We start from the raw sequence: 15,848 nt of genomic DNA on the forward strand, positions 1-15,848 counted from the left end.
CGAGATTGCCTCGGGTAATGTTGTCGTACAGCGACTTTCGTTCAGCCAGCGATTGTCGGTGGTGACTGCTACGCTCAGCACGGTGTTCTTGCAGTACTACTTTGCACTCGGCGAATCCGACGCCGCCGCGGTGCAACGGGTGCGCGATACGGTCCGCTATTTCCTGGGGTGCCGGGAGGTGCGCACGGCGGAATCGGAGCACGGTTTCCTGATCGTTCCCGGCCACCCGGTCGACCTCGGCGCCCTCGCGGAATTGATGGCCGAGGCATTGCGCAATGTGGACCGGGCCACCGAAGTACCCGATCGGCACCTGATCACCCCCATGCTCGGCTTCGATTTCGCCTGCGGCTGGGGTAAGGCGACCCCGCCCGTCTGCCCGCGCTGCCGGACCCCGCTCGACGGGTGGGACGAGGAGGCATGGATGTACGGCCCCGAACCCTTCGAAACCTGCGCATCCTGCGAATACACCGCGCTCGTCGGCGACTGGGATCTCACGAGCGCGTCTTTCGCCAAAACGAATTGTGGTGTCGCCCTGCTGGATTGGCCCGAACTCTGGGAGTACGCGCGCGATGTCCACGAGCATGCGCTCGGACTTATCGGCCGCCGCGCACGGTACCTGTGCGGGACGGTCGGTTGACGCAGGCCCTGGCGCGTCGCGCACGTCGCGACGGGCAGCGTGATATCGAGGACAGATGATATCGACGCGTTCCTCCTATGACGTGGTGGTGGTCGGCGGCGGCCACAACGGCTTGGTCGCCGCGGCATATCTCGCACGGGCCGGTCGTTCGGTACTGGTGCTGGAACGTCAGGACCACACCGGCGGCGCAGCGGTATCCACGCGCATGTTCGCCGGAGTCGACGCGCGGGTGTCGCGATACTCCTATTTGGTGAGTCTGCTGCCGCGCCGGATCGTTCGCGACCTGGGACTGCGTTTCGACACCCGCCGCCGCCGGATCTCCTCCTACACCCCGGTCGGCGCGGGCGGACTGCTGGTCGACACGGGTTCCGCGTCACGAACCAGGCAGAGTTTCGAACGTCTCACCGGCTCCCCCCGGGATTACGAGGCCTGGCAGGAGTTCTACGGCGCGATGGAACGTCTCGCGCAGCGTGTCTTCCCGACCTTGACCGAGCCACTTCCCTCGCGCGACGAACTCCGGACCCTGGTGGACGACGCCGAGATCTGGGACGCCGTTTTCGAACGACCCCTCGGCGAGACCATCGAGTCCCGTTTCGCCGACGACACCGTCCGCGGCGTGGTGCTCACCGACGCCCTGATCGGTACCTTCACCCATGCCAACGATCCGACGCTGCGACAGAATCGATGTTTCCTCTACCACGTCATCGGCGGCGGTACCGGCGACTGGGATGTGCCCCTCGGCGGCATGGGCGCGCTCACCGACGCCTTGGCCGCGGCGGCGCGGGCGGCGGGTGCGCATATCATGACCGGATGCGAGGTGACGGGGATCGACACCGATGGCCTCACCTGCGAGGTCCGTCACGCGGACGGCACAGTCGGGGCAGGATATGTGCTGGTCAACGCCTCGCCCTATGAACTGGCGCGTCTGCTCGGCGAGCCTTTGCCGACGAAACCCGAAGGCTCCCAACTCAAACTCAATATGGTGCTGAACCGGCTGCCACGGTTGCGCGATGACGCGGTCGGCCCCGGTGACGCCTTCGCGGGCACGTTCCACATCGCCGAATCCTACGAACGACTCGACCGCGCCTACCGTGAGGCGAGCCGCGGCGCGCTGCCGTCCGCGCCGCCGTCGGAAATCTATTGCCACACACTGACCGATCCCTCGATCATGTCCGGCGACGCCGCCGCGCGCGGCCTGCACACCATGACCCTGTTCGGTCTGCATACTCCGGCGAGGCTGTTCGTCGACGATCCGGAGGCCGCGAAGGCCGCACTGGTCGATGCGACGCTGGCGCAGTTGGACGCGGTACTCGCCGAACCGATCGCCGACTGCCTGGCCACCGATGCCGACGGCGTCCCCTGTCTGGAAGCGAAATCACCGCTCGACCTCGAGCGAGAGGTGGGCCTGCCCGGTGGTCACATCTTCCATCGGGATCTGGCTTTCCCCTTCGCCACCGAGGCCGGCGACGACTCGGCGGCGCGTTGGGGTGTGGATTCGGGTCGCGCGAGGGTTCTGCTGTGTGGTGCGGGCGCGGTGCGCGGCGGCGGGGTCAGCGGAATTCCCGGACACAATGCCGCGATGGCCGTCCTGGAATCGTGATCGCGTTCGTTGTGGGCGCGGGGCGCGGGCGGGTCGGTACCGGGCCTGCACGAGATCTCCACAATTCGGCCCGGTCCTGCGCACAACGACTTCCTAGGGTTGCGGACATGGAGAGTGTGCTGCTCGGTAGGGGAGAGAACAGCGATTTCGCGAGATGGACGCGCGAATTCGAAGCGAAGGTCATCGCGCGGGACGCGGCGGGGGAGCCGGATTGGCAGGGCGGTGCGCGCCTCGACCCCTCGGTGATCCGCAGCATCCAGCGGTTCCAGGTCGGCGAAAGCGGCGACGGCGCGAATCTGATCGCCAAGGCCGATCGTGCGGGTGACCTCGAGTACGCCGCTGCCGTCCGGCTGTTCGTGGCGGAGGAACGTAACCACGCGCGTCTGCTGGAACTGCTGCTGCGCTCGGCGGGCGCACCCACGATCGCGAGCCACTGGACCGACGCCGTCTTCGTCCGCCTGCGTCGGGCACTGGGGCTGCGGCTCGAACTGATGGTGCTGATGGTCGCCGAAGTCGTTGCGCTGCAATACTATCGACTGCTGCGTGCGGGTACATCGGATCCGCTCGCCACGCAGGTCGCCGCGCTCGTGCTGAGCGATGAGAAGCGTCACGTCCCATTCCACTGCCAACGTCTGCGCGTGGAATTCGCGACGAGTTCCCGAGTGGTGAGGTGCGCGGCGCTGTTCGCCTGGTCGATCGTACTCCTCGGCGCGACCGTGGTCGTCGCCTTCGATCACGGTCCCGCGTTACGTCACTTCGGTTGCCGCCGTGCAGAATTCGTGCGAGCCGTACTCGCACTATTCGTCACGATCGCACCGACGGCCATATCGCCGTCCACGGCGCGCTCTGTTCGTTCGCCGCGCGGAAATTCTCGATAGCGACGAATAATCTTGGGGGAGAGCCGATCATCGACCGGCCTATAGCCCGCCGAGCCCCGCGAGCACCTCGAAGGCGATATCGGCGGACCGCCACAGCGCGTCGATCTCCAGTTCGGTCGCGGGTGCGAGAACGGGATCCTGTAGGGCGAGACCGTTGGTGAAGATCGCCACGTTGGCTCCCGCATCGGCGAGACGGAGAAGCGCGCCGCTGCCGACGCCCGCCCCGAATACGGCATCGAGCCCTTCACCGAGAAAATAGAACCGCCACAGCGGACCGAGGTCACCGCCGTACACCCGCTCGGTCGAACTGACGATCAGCTGCCCCCGCTGCGCGATGGCGTCGACGATCCGGAAATAGTCCGCCGCGTTTGCGGGCGTACCATGCACGGCCGCAAAGGAATACGCGAGATCGACACTCAAATGCGCGTTGTATCCGGCCATCGCGACCCGTGCGGGCGACAGGTCACACTGCCGGGTGAGGTCGAAATACCGTGCCCAGTGCGCCTGCACCGGCGCGCCGCTGAATTCGGCGTGCACATTGTCGAGGAAACGTGAGAGCAGTTCCAGGCTGATCCGATGCGCCCACTCCGGATCATCGAATGCCGACGGGTCACGCTGCAAAGGCAGCACGGCGGCCCTCTCCACCTCATCCAATCCCAACGGGAACAGTCCGCGCCGATCCCGATGCCGCACCAAGATCTCGGTGAGCTGTCGATGGTTGTCCACCGCCTGCTCCAGCCGCCGCATGGACGGCCCGACGAGCGCCGCGGTGTCGGACAGTCCGACCACCGCGTCGACCTCGGCGGCGCTGAGCGGCGTGCCGCAGGCCTGGTCGACCTGGGCGGCGGCGGGAGTCCCGAGCGTGAACGCGGCGAGCAGCGCGAGCAGCGCGGACAGCACCCCGAGCCGTCGGGCCGCGGCGGTGGGGCGTGCGCGGTGATCGAGGTGAATTCTGTTGCGGACGTTCGTCATCGCGGCTCCGATAATGCGTCGAATGATGCGGGGTTGCCGATACACGAGAGACGCCGGTGTCCGCGTGATCGAACGGTCACCGGCCGCGCCGAAGCCTATCGAATGTCGTCGCCGTCCGCCCGCCGCCACGGGCGTCGGCGCTGTCGTGTCGTGCTGCGGTGGCTCCGGCCAGCGTGGATCCGCGGTGAGGCGGGTGTTCGGCGTGCGGGCATAGAGCCGCGTGCGCATCGCCGCTGCGGGCGCTACGAGGTGCAGGCGGATGGATCTGATCTCGGCTCTTCGATGTGTGCGTTCGCGATCTTCGCCAACGAGCGGAATCTTGTGTGCCACGAACACCTTTGATACCGTGTGAGTCCTGGCGCGGGGGATGTCTTCCGGATCGATCGGGAGCGCACGCCAGAAGGCTCGGCCGATCGATGGTTCGAGCAAGCGATGCCGGTCCTACCTGATCACGTATCAGGAGCCGATTTCGCGTCAACTGTCAGGGAGGGGATTTCAATGCGCAAAGTACTCTATTTCGCCGTATCCGCGGGGATCGCGGCCTCGGTGATCGCGGTAACGTCTGGTACGGCCTCCGCGCAGACTCTCACCGAGTACTGCATCGCGGGCGGCGGCAGAGTGGTGACGAAATACAATCCGCCGAAGGGGACGATAACCGTCTGCGAAGGCGGAAGACTGAACGGTCACGTGCTGTCCGTGAATCGTTAGGCACCGCGAGGCCCGGGCTTCTCTCGCGCCCGGGCCGTTCGGCCTGTCGCACACTCACGGGACCTTGCGCAGAATCCCGGACATGGGGCCAGCGACGCTGGGTGTGCGATAGGACAATGATCCGTCGGGTCGTAGCATCACGGTGGAGACCGCCCCATCGTCGGTGCAGCCGCCCCCGTTCGAGGCCAAGCGGGCAGTGAGGGCAATCTCTGTCGCGCTGACCGCATTCAGTCGCTCGGTGCGAGCGCATCGTGCACCGGACAGTTTGCCGGTATTGGACGACTGTCCGACCTCGTCGCCGACTCCGCCCTCGCCGAGCGTCAATTCGATGTCGAAGGCGAACAACGTATCGTTCGCGGTGCCCCGCCATGTGCCGATGAATTCGGCGGGCAGCTCCGACACAGCACCGGTCGTGGTAGTGGTAGTGGACGAGACGCTCTGCGTCGCAGACTCGGTGATCGCGGACGTGCTGCTGCCGACGTCACCATTCGCGTCGGTCGACGTACCACGCAACTGGGTGCCGACGAAGTAGGCGCCGCCCGCCACGACTATCGCGATGATCGACAGCGCGGCGAACAGGGCCACACGGGTGCGATCCTTCGACGGTGACACGGGTTTCGGCGATCCGGTGAAGGTCGCGGGTTCCGGCGGCGAGGCGTGCCGCTGGGATCGCGGCGGAAACGGAGGAGCCTCGTATCGCGGTTGGGCCGCGGACGGCCAGGCGGCGCGGATGGAATTCTCCGTAATTCCGTGCCCGGAATGACCTGGCGACCGATCCCGACCGGACGCGTAAGGGTGCTGCGACACCGACGGGTTCGGCTGCGTCGCTGTCGGAGCCGGTTGGTGAGACGCCGAACCCGTTGCAGGATAAGGCGATTGGAAACTCGGGGGCAGATCGTGCGCCCCGGAGTCCAGATCGAGCAGCTGCACCGCACGTCTGCTGACTTCGTGCAGGACCGGCATCGGCAGCCATCCGCCGCTGTCCGGAACGCCGAGCCGGTCGAGTTGGTCGATCAGTTGCCGCGGCGTCGGCCTGGACGCGACGTCCTTGGCCAGGCAGGACGCGATCAGCGGGCGAATACGTTCGGGGACAGCGTCGAGTCGTGGCTCCTCGTAGACCACCCGCCACAGCATGTGCACCGTATCGCCGGTCCCGAACGGTCCATGCCCGGTCGCCGCGAAGACCAGCACCCCGCCGAGTGCGAAGATATCGCTCGCGGGTACCACAGGTTCGCCGGTCACCTGTTCCGGGCACATGAATCCCGGTGAACCGATCACCTTTCCGGTCGTGGTGAGCGCGGTGTCCTCCGCCGCACGGGCGATACCGAAATCGATCACCTTCGGCCCGTCGAGCGCGAGCAGCACATTCGATGGTTTCAGGTCGCGATGCACCACCCCTGCCCCGCGGATCGCGGCCATCGCCTCGGCCAGTCCGCGCGCCAACACCAGTACCGCGTCCTCGGTGAAGGTGCCGAACTGCTCCACCGCCTCGGACAGCGAGAACCCCGCCACGTAGCCCGTCGCCAGCCACGGCGGATTCGCGTCCACGTCGGCGTCGAGTACCGGGGCGGTGAATTTCCCGCCGACGCGCCGCGCCGCGGTCACCTCGCGCTGGAAGCGGGTCCGGAATTCCCCGTCACCGATCAGATCGGGCCGGATCACCTTCACCGCGACCGTGCGCCCGCCGGCATTGCGCCCCAGGTACACCCGGCCCATCCCACCGGAACCGAGCACGCCGAGCAGCCGGTAGTCCCCGATCCGTCGTGGATCGTCCATGCCAAGCGGTTGCATCGCGAACTCGGTTCCCTTCGAATGAATCGAATATCCGAAAGGCTACCGACCCGACCCTCGAGAGGCCGCATCCGCGAACATATCGGTCGGCTCTCAGAGTTGCGACCGCACCTCGGCGGCAATGAGTTCCAGATGGGCGAGATCCTGCAGATCCAGGATCTGCAGGTAGATCCGGCTCGTCCCGACCGCGGCGTAGGCGCCGATCTTGTCGACCACCTCGGCGGGAGATCCGGCCAGCCCGTTGGCTTTCAACTCCGCCACCTCGCGCCCGATCGCCGCCGCGCGACGCGCCACCTCGGCGTCGTTCGCGCCAACGCACGCCACCAGGGCATTGGAATAGACCAGATCATCCGGCCTGCGACCACGTGCCTGAGCTGCCGCGCGCACCCGGTCGAACTGCCGCGCGGAATCCGCGGCGGATGAGAACGGCATATTGAATTCGGTCGCGAACTCGGCCGCCAAACGCGGGGTGCGGGTAGCGCCCTTGCCGCCGATCACCACCGGCACCGGATCCTGCACCGGCTTGGGCAGCGCGGGCGAATCGGTGAGCCGGTAGTGGTTCCCGTCGAAGCTGAACGTATCGCCGAGTTTGGTCGACCACAGCCCGGTGATGATCGCCAACTGCTCCTCGAGGCGGCCGAATCTATCCGACGGGAACGGGATGCCGTAGGCCGCGTGTTCCTCGGCGAACCATCCGCTGCCGAGACCGAGCTCCGCCCGCCCGCCCGACATCTGATCCACCTGGGCGACCTGAATGGCCAACGGGCCGGGCAGCCGGAACGTGGCGGCGGTGACCAGCGTGCCGAGGCGGATGCGCGTGGTATCCCTGGCGAGGCCCGCCAAGGTGATCCAGGCGTCGGTGGGTCCGGGCAGGCCGTCGGCGTCTCCCATGGCGAGGTAGTGGTCCGAGCGGAAGAACGCGTCGAATTCCAACTCCTCCGCGGTCTTCGCGACTGTCAGCAGGGTGTCGTAGTCGGCGCCCTGCTGCGGTTCGGTGAAGACGCGCAATTTCATGGGATCTGACACATGGCCTCCAGCGTATTCGCGGTATTTGTCTGTTCATGGGATCACACCGCGTCGTCGGGGGCCGTGTCCGGGGCGACCCGATCGGGCGTCGGTGGATGCGTGTTGGTGGGAGCGCGGGGTCTGGTGACTCGAAGTCTCGCGGCCGAGGCGCCGGTCAGTAGAACCGGGCTCGAAGAAGTGGAGATCGTGGAGGGCTCGTGGAGACCTCGTGGTGATCGGCTCGTCGCCGTGGCGCGGGCCGCCACCCGCGAGCACCATCATCGGCGTGAAAGCCTCGCTGTTGTCCGTCGGCCTGCTGTTCTGGACCGTTGGATTCTTGTACAACTGGTGTCGACCCACATTGTGGATCGTGGACCTGCTGGTGATCCCGGTCATGGCCGTGATCTACACGGTCGGGTTCGTCATCGTGATCGCCGGGTTCGTCCTGGAACTGCGGATGAGGGTGGCCGCCGCGATGGTGTCGGTGTTCACCGTACTCACGATGCTGGTGAACCCGTTGTGGCAGATCGCGCCGAGGACGTACTTCCTGATACACCGACCGTTCCTCGAGATGGCACTCACTGTCGAGCCGGGGAACGACTTGTACGGTGCGAAACTGCCGCTGCCGATGCAGTTCTTGACCTCGAGTGGATCGGTGTCGAGCCCGCGCGCCGATTTCGACCACAACCCGTCGGAGCGATCGATTCGCTTCTTCCCACAGTGGATCGGGATTCCGGACGGTGGCGGCGGATACCTCTACAGCCCCGGGCGCTCCCCGAAGGGGATAGATCTCTACGGGGACCCGTGTGTCGAACCAGTCGACCTCGGCGGTGGCTGGTGGATGTGCGATATGGCCCTCACGGGCTTCTAGCGCAGCATTTGAGGCTGGGACGATGAAGGGCCGTTGGATTACTCAGGCGCGTAGGTAGGCGTGGACGGTTTCGCAACTGATCCCGAATTCTTTGGCGAGCAGGGATTTCGGTTCCCGGCGGCGGCGCGTGCGCGGAGTTGTGTGGCTTGCTCGGTGGTGAGGGATCACATTCGGGCGAGACATCGAGCGCGATACGGTCGCGGCCGTACAGCTCTCGTCACCGCCCACTGGCCGTTGTGGTTGTACCGAGTACATGGTCGAGGAGATGGTCGACGAGTACGGTCGCGGACTGCGTGGTGCTGTAGCCCTGGAGCACGCTTTGGGCGAGTCCACCGATCGTCATGAGGACGAGTTCGGCGTCGAGATCCGGTTGGCGGGGGCCTGATCCGTCGGCGTGCTGGGCTCGACGGAGTTGATCGGCGACGATCGTGACCAGTGCGCGAGGCGCGGCGAAGGTTTCCTCCGCGGTGATGCCGCCGCCGGTGATCGCCGCGGTGCCGAAAGCGCCGAGCACGATGGCTTCTTCGCGGCGTTGTTCGTCCAGGGGGAGCAGTTCGGTCAGGACCGCACGGATCGCTTCGCGGGGTGCGGCGTCCCGGCCCAGCGCGGTCCACCGTTGCGTGAATCGTGCGCCGGCGTCTTCCATCACCGATCGGTGGGTCGCCAGCAGGAATTCGCTCTTGGTTCCGAAGTAGTACTGCACCAGCCGTATCGAGAACCCGGCCTCGGTGGCGACCGATTGAAAGGTCACCGCTTCCAGGCCGCCGCCGACGATGACTCGGCGTACGGCGTCGGTGATCTGGCGTCGGCGCACTTCGTGGTCGACCAATCGTGGCACGTGACCTGCTCTTTCCTCTTGTATCGACTATATCCGACGTTATGGTATGAGCATACCGCGCATATGTTATGGTCATACCATGGAGATGATACGGTCATACCGTATCAGCGGATCGAAGGGGAGGATCATGCCGAAGATCGGGCGATTCACCAGCGAACAAGCGAAGACGACCTTCCTGCACGCCTATGACACCGTGGCCGCGAAATGGCCCGTGCCCTCGGTCGATATCGACGTCGAGACATCCTTCGGCACCACGCGAGTACGCAAGTCCGGAAACGGGGACGGTGCACCGATCGTGCTGCTGCCGGGCATCGGGGGCAACGGTCAGGTATGGATCGACTTCATCGAGGATCTGGCGCGCGATCGCGTCGTGTACACCCCGGATGTCATCGGGTGGGCGGGACGCTGCGTGCAGACCGCACCCGTGCGCGACACGGCGGATATCGCGACATGGATGGTCGAGGTCCTCGACGGACTCGGTGAGGATCGCGTCCATCTGGCCGGAAACTCTTTGGGCGCCTGGCTGGCCGGTGCCATCGCCGTGCACCGCTGCGATCGTCTTGCCAGTCTGACCATGTTCGAGCCCAGCGGTGCCACATTCGCCAAGCCGCGCTGGAGTCTGCTGCTCAAATTCCTTGCCGCAGGTGCGCGGCCGACTCCCGAGCGGATGCGTAAGTTCAACAAGTGGCTGATGCCGGGTCTGGACTTCACCGAGGAGGCGTTCGCGCTCGCCATGGCATCGGTGAAGTTCCGGTCCGGTATGCCGTGGGACCGCCCCCTCACCGACGAACAGCTGGCCGCCATCACCGCACCGTGCCTGGTACTTTTCGGCGCCGACACCGTCGTCAGCGACCCACAGCTCGGGGCGGCACGCGCCCGCGACCACATGCCCTCGGCCGAGACCGAGATCTATCCAGGCATCGGGCACGATCTGCTGTGGGCGAATCCGAAACAGATAATTCCGCGCTTCCTCGACTTCGTCGCCCACCACGACCAAGTGCGGGCCTGAACCGAGCACAGTAGGCAATGGGCATGCCAGGCAACCTCATTCGAGACGCGCCAAGGTCCGATCGTTCGCGAGACACCGTCGGCGACAGCATGTTTCCGCAGGCCAAGTCTGTAACGCATGCCGTGTACGCGCCATGTGCCGGGCGATCTGCCCGGAACCGGCCGACCGCGGGATCGGCATCGGGGAGATCACCGCCGCCCGCAACGTAGGCCGCCGCGAACTGCGCGGCACACCACGCAACCGCTGCGAACTTTCGGGCATCCCGCTGTTATCGGAATGCGGACCCTCGTCGTATACACGGTCAGGGGGTGAATTCGATACCCCTGGAGTGCCTTTCGATGCAGCGCGTCATTTCCGATCCTTATCGAAACAGGAAGTCCGGCAGTGGCCATGGAACCGCCTGGCGACCACTCGGCCCTGGTGCACTGCGATGGTTTGTGGCCCGGGCATGTGTCCTACGCCGAGGGCTACGCCTGGACGAACACCACGAACATGGGCCCGGCCCTGCACTAGCGTGTTCCGGACGTGAACTGGTCGGTGGGCGCCCGAGGGATGCGGGCAGCTGCACGATGGGCGCCGGTGACCAGCGCGGCGAGGCCGAGATACTCACCGAACTCCGCGCGTGGCAGGGTCTCGAGCGGAGTTCGACGAGTTCGATCGATCCAGGTGATGTCCAGTGCCCGGTAACGGATTTCAGTGGTCAACGATAGATCGTCAGACCACAACGGGAGGATGGCAATGGCAACTGAACTGGTGATTCAAATCGGTAATTGGCTTCGTGAAGGCATGCTCAACGGTGATCCGTTGGCGATCGCCGCAGCGGTTGTGCTGGTGCCGCTCGGCGTGATTCTGGGTCTGACAACGCTGTAGCGCTGGGGCCGTTCATCGCGGACTTTTCGCGCGGATGTTCCTTCTGCCGCCGATCGCATCGGATGCGGACTCGCGACCGTGAGAACATCGGCGGATGGAGGGTGGGCCGATTGGCTGGTTTCGATGGTTCGGTGCCGGGTGCGGCTACATCCGGTCGACGGGGGTCGCTCTCGCGGCCCGAGGAACAGATCTTTCAGGGTATGCACGAGTGGAACACCGCCGCACATGTCCAAGACACCGAGTCAGATCCTGAGAAGCGAGCCGCTTGATTCCCGAACCGCCGATCATCGTCGTCATGGGGGTCTCCGGCGCGGGTAAGTCGACCGTCGGTGCACGGCTCGCCGCCGCCCTGGATGTCGACTACGCCGACGGTGACGATTTCCACCCCGCGGCGAATATCGAGAAAATGACGGCGGGTATCGCCTTGACCACCGACGACCGAGCCCCCTGGCTGGACGCCATCGCCACCTGGCTCGCCGATCACCGGAAGCCCGGCGGCGTCGTCAGCTGCTCGGCCCTCGAGCGCGGGTATCGCGACCGGCTGCGTAAAGCCGTCGCAAGAGCCTTCTTCGTGCACCTCGACGCCGACCGCGACGAGCTCGACCGTCGAATGAGCGCCCGCAGAGGTCATTTCATGCCGACGGCACTACTGGATTCCCAACTCGACGCCCTGCAACCACTCGCCGCCGACGAGAACGGTGTCACCGTTGACGCGACCCGCGCACCGGGGGAACTGGTGCGAACCGTGATCGCGGTTGTGCGCGATCCGAAAGCGGCGGGCCGCTAACCGCCGGTCAGGGTCGGCGCCTGGCACGATTCGCCCGACACCACCGGAATGCAGACGCCCGTCGCGTCGGAGAGCAGCAGTCCGCCGCCGACCACGAGCGCGGCAACGGCGATCGCGCCGAAGAACAGCACCCACAGGATGCCGGGAATGTGGGTGAGCCGGGCCAATTGGTCGGCGTCGGAGTCGACGTTGTGGGGGGTGTTGTGCAGTCGCCGGGAACGGCCGCGCTGGAGTTCGATGATCGGCCGTGCTCCCGCGAGTAGCAGGAACCACGCGCCGAGGAAGGCGAACCCGGCTTGCACGGTGTCGGTGCCGAACCACGATACCGCGAAAATAGTTGCGCCCAGCGCTAATACGGTGAACAAGCCGTAGATGTTGCGCACCTTGATCAGCACGGCGGCCAGGAGCGCGATAGAGGTCCACAGCATCAAGGTGATGCGTTCGGCTCCGAGCAGGGCGGCGAAGCCGAGGCCGAGCAGCGGGGGAGCGGGGTAGCCCGCCATGGCCGTGAGGATCATCCCGAGGCCGTAGGGTTTTCCGCTCGAGACGGTCAATCCCGAGGTGTCCGAATGCAAGGTGATGCTGTTGAGGCGACGTCCGGTGAGTAGCGCGAACACCGCGTGTCCACCTTCGTGGGCAATGGTGACCACATTGCGGGTGATGCGCCACAGCGGCCCGTAGCCGACGAGGATGAGGGCGACCACCCCGGTCGCGACCACCAGCCACCAGGGCGGCGGGGTTTGTGTTGTCGTCAGCCGATCCGCGATGGAGGTACCACGATCGACAAGTTCCGCTCTGTCCACCGCCGCACCCTATCCGCCGAGCCGCCGGCCCGCTCGGGCATCTGTTCCAGGATGCCGTGATCTGCGGCATCCCAGTGCGGATCACGCCGCACGCCGCGGGTGTCGGCGCGCGTCCGGGACGTCTGTCGCGCGAGAAGCGGTCCAGTATCGGGTGAGTGGCGCTGTTTCGCGGGGCCGGTTCGCGGCAGGCTGAGCGAATGCTGTTTCGTCGCCTGACCGCGCTCTACGTCGGGCTCTGGTTGTACGGGTTATCCATGGCCGTGATGATCCGCGCCGCCCTCGGGTTGGATCCCTGGGATGTCTTCCACCAGGGCGTCGCCGCGCACGTCCCGCTGAGCTTCGGCGCGGTGACAGCCCTGACCGGTCTGATTGTGCTGCTGGCTTGGATTCCGCTCCGGCAACGACCGGGTCTCGGCACGGTCAGCAATGTGGTGGTGATCGGCATCTCGGTCGACGCCGGACTCTGGTTGCTCCCGGAACTGCACGCGCTGCCACCCCGGCTCGGCGCGATGGCGCTGGCCGTGGTGCTCAACGCCGCCGCGACCGTGCTCTATATCGGCGCGGGCATGGGCCCCGGTCCACGCGACGGACTGATGACCGGCCTGGTGCGCAATTCGGGTCTGTCCGTTCGCCTGGTCCGCACCGGTATCGAGGTGACGGTGCTCGCCGTCGGTTGGCTGCTCGGCGGCAGCGTCGGTATCGGAACTGTCGTCTATGCCTTCGGCATCGGCCCGCTGATCCAACTCATGATTCCCCTGGTCGACCACCACCTGCCGGGGTTTCACACGGCTGAATCCGTTGCCGCGCAATCGAAGAGGATTGTCGACCCTCCGGGTAGGCGGCTCGGATCCGAGGTTCTCAGCCCGCGGCGGACGCGGTCTCCTCGGCCTCGGGTTCGGCTTTCCACCGGCGGAAGACCTTCCTCGGTGCGACCGCGTCGCCAGTAGCCGGAGATCGAGTTCACCGATTCGGCGGGCACATTGCGCTCGCGTCGGATGTAGCGGCGCAAATCCTGTCCGCGATCGACAAGTTCCGCTCTGTCCACCGCCGCACCCTATCCGCCGAGCCGCCGGCCCGCTCGGGAGCGACGTGCGGTCGGTCATGGTAGCCAGGTCAGTGCGCGTGTTGCGGGTGGAAGGTGGTGCGATCGGTGAGCAGTGCGACGAAGGTCAGCAGCCAGCCGCCCACTGCCACCGCCAGCAGTATCGTGCCCACGGTGCGCAATGCGTCGACATGAATGGCCGATCCGGTGGAATACGTCGCCACGGCGGTCATTCCGAGCGGGAAGACGGTGGCCCAGCGCCGGATGTCGTAGTGCGGTCTCGGCCGGATCGCCTCCGCGAGCAGCAGCACTCCGTAGCCGATCATATTGAGGCCGAGCACGATCAGGGTGGTCACCTGGATGACGTTGTGCGGCAGACCCGTCCACTGTTGTGCCATGGTCAGTTTGGATCCGGCCAAGGCCGAGATGGCCAGCGCGCCGGTCGCGACCCACTGATCGCCCGAACCGGTCCAGATCTGCGGAAGATCGAAATGCGAGAAGGCCGCCACGTACAGCAGGAGACCGAGGCAGAAGCAGATCAGCGCCGCGGACATCAGCCACCGGCGGCCATCCTCGAGAGCGAGGGTCGCCGCGAGCACAGCGAGTCCCTGTGTGGAGACGCAGACCAGGAATGCCGCACCGGGCATGCCTCGCTGCCAATGCCGCATCACCGCGCTCAGCAGTATCGGCCACACCGCTGTCGCCAGGACGAGCAGTGCCACGCCCAGCTCGTTCAGACCGAGCAGCGCCAGCCGGGTGCCGAGCACCGTGGTCGCCGCGACCGCGGTGAGGGCGGGCGGGGTGTCGGCCTCGGCGCTCCAGCGGTCTCGATTCCACAGCAGCCGGGAACCGAAATCCACGGCGAGCAGCACCCAGATCACGGCGGCGAGGGCCAGGAAGATCCAGGACACAGCCTCGAAACCAGTGAGATGCAGTCCCACCGAGACGATGCCCGTGGCCATCACGAACGAGCCCGCCGCAGGGGGCAGCTCCTGCCACCATCGATATGCCACCCCGGTATCAGAACTCGAGCCGGATCCCACGGTCAAGCAGGCTGTCGGTGATCTACGCGGCGAGGCGCACGATACGAGAATTTCGGCTGGACCACCCGCTTGTCGCAAGCTTGTGAGTCATCGAAGAGGTTCGTCGAATCCTCCCGCGGCCCGGATCCGGGGTGCTCAGCCCGCGGCGGGTGCGGTTTCCTGGGCCTCGAGTTCGGCTTTCCACTGGCGGAAACCTTCCTCGGTGCGACCGCGTCGCCAGTAGCCGGAGATCGAGTTCGCCCATTCGGCGGGCACATTGCGCTCGCGTCGGATGTAGCGGCGCAAATCCTGCATGACCGCCTGCGCCTCGCCGTGAATGAACACCTGGACCTGCCCCTCGGTCCACGGTGCGTCGCGTACGGCCCGCGTGAGTACTTCGCCCGGTCCTCGGACGCCGCGATGCAACCAGGTGAGTTCGACGCCGTCGGGCTTGTCGAGGGGGAGTTCGTCGTCGGGTCCCGCGACTTCGATGTAGGCCCGCCCGATCGCGGTGCGGTCCATCGCCTCCAGTGCGGCGGCGATGGCGGGGAGCGCGGCCTCGTCGCCAGCGAGTAGATGCCAGTCGGCGTCGGAGCGAGGCGAGTACGCGCCGCCCGGTCCGTAGCAATCGATGGTCTGGCCGGGTTCCACCTCGGCCGCCCACGGACCCGCGATGCCCTCGGCGCCGTGGTAGACGAAGTCGGCGGCCAACCGGCCCGCTTCCGGATCGACCGAGCGGACGGTGTAGGTGCGCAGCACTTCGATGCCGTCGCGTTCGAAGATGAATTTCACATAGGAGTCGGTGAATTCACTCGGGCGGAAGGCGGCGAAGCCCGGTCCGCCGAGGTGGACCCGGATCAGGTGCGGGGTCAGCCACTCGGTGCGCTGCACGGTGAGGGTGGTGCGAGGTCGTGCCAAGGTCGCCTCCGGAGAAGATCGGTATTAATTAGGTATACCTAACCGACCGTACCCGGTCGGTGGCTGGGATGGCATGCCACGGGGTTCGGTTCACAGT

17 protein-coding genes are annotated in these 15,848 nt (G+C 66.2%); 9 read left to right on the plus strand and 8 right to left on the minus strand.

Annotated features, from left to right (window positions below; all coding sequences use genetic code 11):
- Positions 1–58: 58 nt before the first annotated feature.
- From ABZS43_RS24215 to ABZS43_RS24225, 3 genes are all read left to right on the plus strand, one after another.
- Positions 59–637, plus strand: a complete 579-nt coding sequence (locus tag ABZS43_RS24215; RefSeq protein WP_355038230.1) for a hypothetical protein — start codon at positions 59–61, stop codon at positions 635–637.
- Positions 638–692: 55 nt separating this feature from the next.
- A complete protein-coding gene (locus ABZS43_RS24220; RefSeq protein WP_355038231.1) occupies positions 693–2,237 on the plus strand; it encodes an NAD(P)/FAD-dependent oxidoreductase in 1,545 nt (514 codons plus the stop codon).
- 107 nt (positions 2,238–2,344) lie between these two features.
- Positions 2,345–3,115 (plus strand): ferritin-like domain-containing protein, encoded by a 771-nt coding sequence (locus tag ABZS43_RS24225; RefSeq protein ID WP_355038232.1) that lies wholly within the window; start codon positions 2,345–2,347, stop codon positions 3,113–3,115.
- A gap of 39 nt (positions 3,116–3,154) precedes the next feature.
- Here ABZS43_RS24225 and ABZS43_RS24230 read toward each other — a convergent pair whose 3' ends face one another.
- The gene (locus tag ABZS43_RS24230) at positions 3,155–4,087 is read right to left on the minus strand and encodes a DUF5995 family protein (protein WP_355038233.1); all 933 of its coding nucleotides are present in this window, start codon (positions 4,085–4,087) and stop codon (positions 3,155–3,157) included.
- Between the two features lie 498 nt (positions 4,088–4,585).
- Here ABZS43_RS24230 and ABZS43_RS24235 point away from each other — a divergent pair, with 498 nt between their 5' ends.
- Entirely contained in the window at positions 4,586–4,795 is a 210-nt protein-coding gene (locus ABZS43_RS24235; RefSeq protein WP_355038234.1) for a hypothetical protein, read from the plus strand.
- Between the two features lie 54 nt (positions 4,796–4,849).
- Here ABZS43_RS24235 and ABZS43_RS24240 read toward each other — a convergent pair whose 3' ends face one another.
- Positions 4,850–6,586 carry a protein kinase gene (locus ABZS43_RS24240; RefSeq protein WP_355038235.1) on the minus strand — a complete coding sequence of 579 codons (1,737 nt, stop codon included), beginning with the start codon at positions 6,584–6,586 and terminating at the stop codon, positions 4,850–4,852.
- A gap of 93 nt (positions 6,587–6,679) precedes the next feature.
- The gene (locus ABZS43_RS24245; protein ID WP_355038324.1) at positions 6,680–7,600 is read right to left on the minus strand and encodes an LLM class F420-dependent oxidoreductase; all 921 of its coding nucleotides are present in this window, start codon (positions 7,598–7,600) and stop codon (positions 6,680–6,682) included.
- 220 nt (positions 7,601–7,820) lie between these two features.
- Between ABZS43_RS24245 and ABZS43_RS24250 the strand changes: the two genes are divergently transcribed.
- On the plus strand, positions 7,821–8,462 hold the full coding sequence (locus ABZS43_RS24250) for a hypothetical protein (protein WP_355038236.1): 642 nt from the start codon (positions 7,821–7,823) through the stop codon (positions 8,460–8,462).
- Positions 8,463–8,679: 217 nt separating this feature from the next.
- Here ABZS43_RS24250 and ABZS43_RS24255 read toward each other — a convergent pair whose 3' ends face one another.
- The gene (locus ABZS43_RS24255) at positions 8,680–9,300 is read right to left on the minus strand and encodes a TetR/AcrR family transcriptional regulator (protein WP_355038237.1); all 621 of its coding nucleotides are present in this window, start codon (positions 9,298–9,300) and stop codon (positions 8,680–8,682) included.
- Positions 9,301–9,427: 127 nt separating this feature from the next.
- Between ABZS43_RS24255 and ABZS43_RS24260 the strand changes: the two genes are divergently transcribed.
- Positions 9,428–10,309: an alpha/beta hydrolase gene (locus tag ABZS43_RS24260; RefSeq protein ID WP_355038238.1), complete on the plus strand. Its 882-nt coding sequence runs from the start codon at positions 9,428–9,430 to the stop codon at positions 10,307–10,309.
- 509 nt (positions 10,310–10,818) lie between these two features.
- Here ABZS43_RS24260 and ABZS43_RS24265 read toward each other — a convergent pair.
- Entirely contained in the window at positions 10,819–11,013 is a 195-nt protein-coding gene (locus ABZS43_RS24265; protein WP_355038239.1) for a hypothetical protein, read from the minus strand.
- Positions 11,014–11,047: 34 nt separating this feature from the next.
- On the opposite strand from ABZS43_RS24265, the gene ABZS43_RS24270 reads away from it, so the two are divergent.
- Both ABZS43_RS24270 and ABZS43_RS24275 read left to right on the plus strand, forming a co-directional pair.
- The gene (locus ABZS43_RS24270) at positions 11,048–11,179 is read left to right on the plus strand and encodes a hypothetical protein (protein WP_355038240.1); all 132 of its coding nucleotides are present in this window, start codon (positions 11,048–11,050) and stop codon (positions 11,177–11,179) included.
- 295 nt (positions 11,180–11,474) lie between these two features.
- Positions 11,475–11,966: a gluconokinase gene (locus ABZS43_RS24275; protein WP_355038325.1), complete on the plus strand. Its 492-nt coding sequence runs from the start codon at positions 11,475–11,477 to the stop codon at positions 11,964–11,966.
- Here ABZS43_RS24275 and ABZS43_RS24280 read toward each other — a convergent pair.
- Complete coding sequence (locus ABZS43_RS24280) at positions 11,963–12,769, minus strand: M50 family metallopeptidase (protein ID WP_355038241.1); 807 nt, start codon at positions 12,767–12,769, stop codon at positions 11,963–11,965. The two genes, ABZS43_RS24275 and ABZS43_RS24280, sit on opposite strands and share 4 nt — an antisense overlap.
- Before the next feature lie 197 nt (positions 12,770–12,966).
- On the opposite strand from ABZS43_RS24280, the gene ABZS43_RS24285 reads away from it, so the two are divergent.
- Positions 12,967–13,716: a hypothetical protein gene (locus tag ABZS43_RS24285; protein ID WP_355038242.1), complete on the plus strand. Its 750-nt coding sequence runs from the start codon at positions 12,967–12,969 to the stop codon at positions 13,714–13,716.
- Between the two features lie 166 nt (positions 13,717–13,882).
- Here ABZS43_RS24285 and ABZS43_RS24290 read toward each other — a convergent pair whose 3' ends face one another.
- Together ABZS43_RS24290 and ABZS43_RS24295 are read right to left on the minus strand one after the other, a co-directional pair.
- Positions 13,883–14,824, minus strand: a complete 942-nt coding sequence (locus ABZS43_RS24290; protein WP_355038243.1) for a tellurite resistance/C4-dicarboxylate transporter family protein — start codon at positions 14,822–14,824, stop codon at positions 13,883–13,885.
- Positions 14,825–14,989: 165 nt separating this feature from the next.
- Complete coding sequence (locus tag ABZS43_RS24295) at positions 14,990–15,751, minus strand: siderophore-interacting protein (RefSeq protein WP_355038244.1); 762 nt, start codon at positions 15,749–15,751, stop codon at positions 14,990–14,992.
- Between the last annotated feature and the right edge of the window lie 97 nt (positions 15,752–15,848).

Source organism: Nocardia sp. NPDC005366 (genome assembly GCF_040606855.1).
Taxonomy (GTDB): Bacteria; Actinomycetota; Actinomycetes; order Mycobacteriales; family Mycobacteriaceae; genus Nocardia.

Coding starts and splice junctions, on each gene's coding strand:
- ABZS43_RS24245 (WP_355038324.1), bottom strand. CDS start 7,600: ATGAAATTGCGCGTCTTCACCGAACCGCAGCAGGGCGCCGACTACGAC.
- ABZS43_RS24225 (WP_355038232.1), top strand. CDS start 2,345: ATGGAGAGTGTGCTGCTCGGTAGGGGAGAGAACAGCGATTTCGCGAGA.
- ABZS43_RS24285 (WP_355038242.1), top strand. CDS start 12,967: ATGCTGTTTCGTCGCCTGACCGCGCTCTACGTCGGGCTCTGGTTGTAC.
- ABZS43_RS24220 (WP_355038231.1), top strand. CDS start 693: ATGATATCGACGCGTTCCTCCTATGACGTGGTGGTGGTCGGCGGCGGC.
- ABZS43_RS24230 (WP_355038233.1), bottom strand. CDS start 4,087: ATGACGAACGTCCGCAACAGAATTCACCTCGATCACCGCGCACGCCCC.
- ABZS43_RS24270 (WP_355038240.1), top strand. CDS start 11,048: ATGGCAACTGAACTGGTGATTCAAATCGGTAATTGGCTTCGTGAAGGC.
- ABZS43_RS24275 (WP_355038325.1), top strand. CDS start 11,475: ATGGGGGTCTCCGGCGCGGGTAAGTCGACCGTCGGTGCACGGCTCGCC.
- ABZS43_RS24260 (WP_355038238.1), top strand. CDS start 9,428: ATGCCGAAGATCGGGCGATTCACCAGCGAACAAGCGAAGACGACCTTC.
- ABZS43_RS24240 (WP_355038235.1), bottom strand. CDS start 6,586: ATGCAACCGCTTGGCATGGACGATCCACGACGGATCGGGGACTACCGG.
- ABZS43_RS24235 (WP_355038234.1), top strand. CDS start 4,586: ATGCGCAAAGTACTCTATTTCGCCGTATCCGCGGGGATCGCGGCCTCG.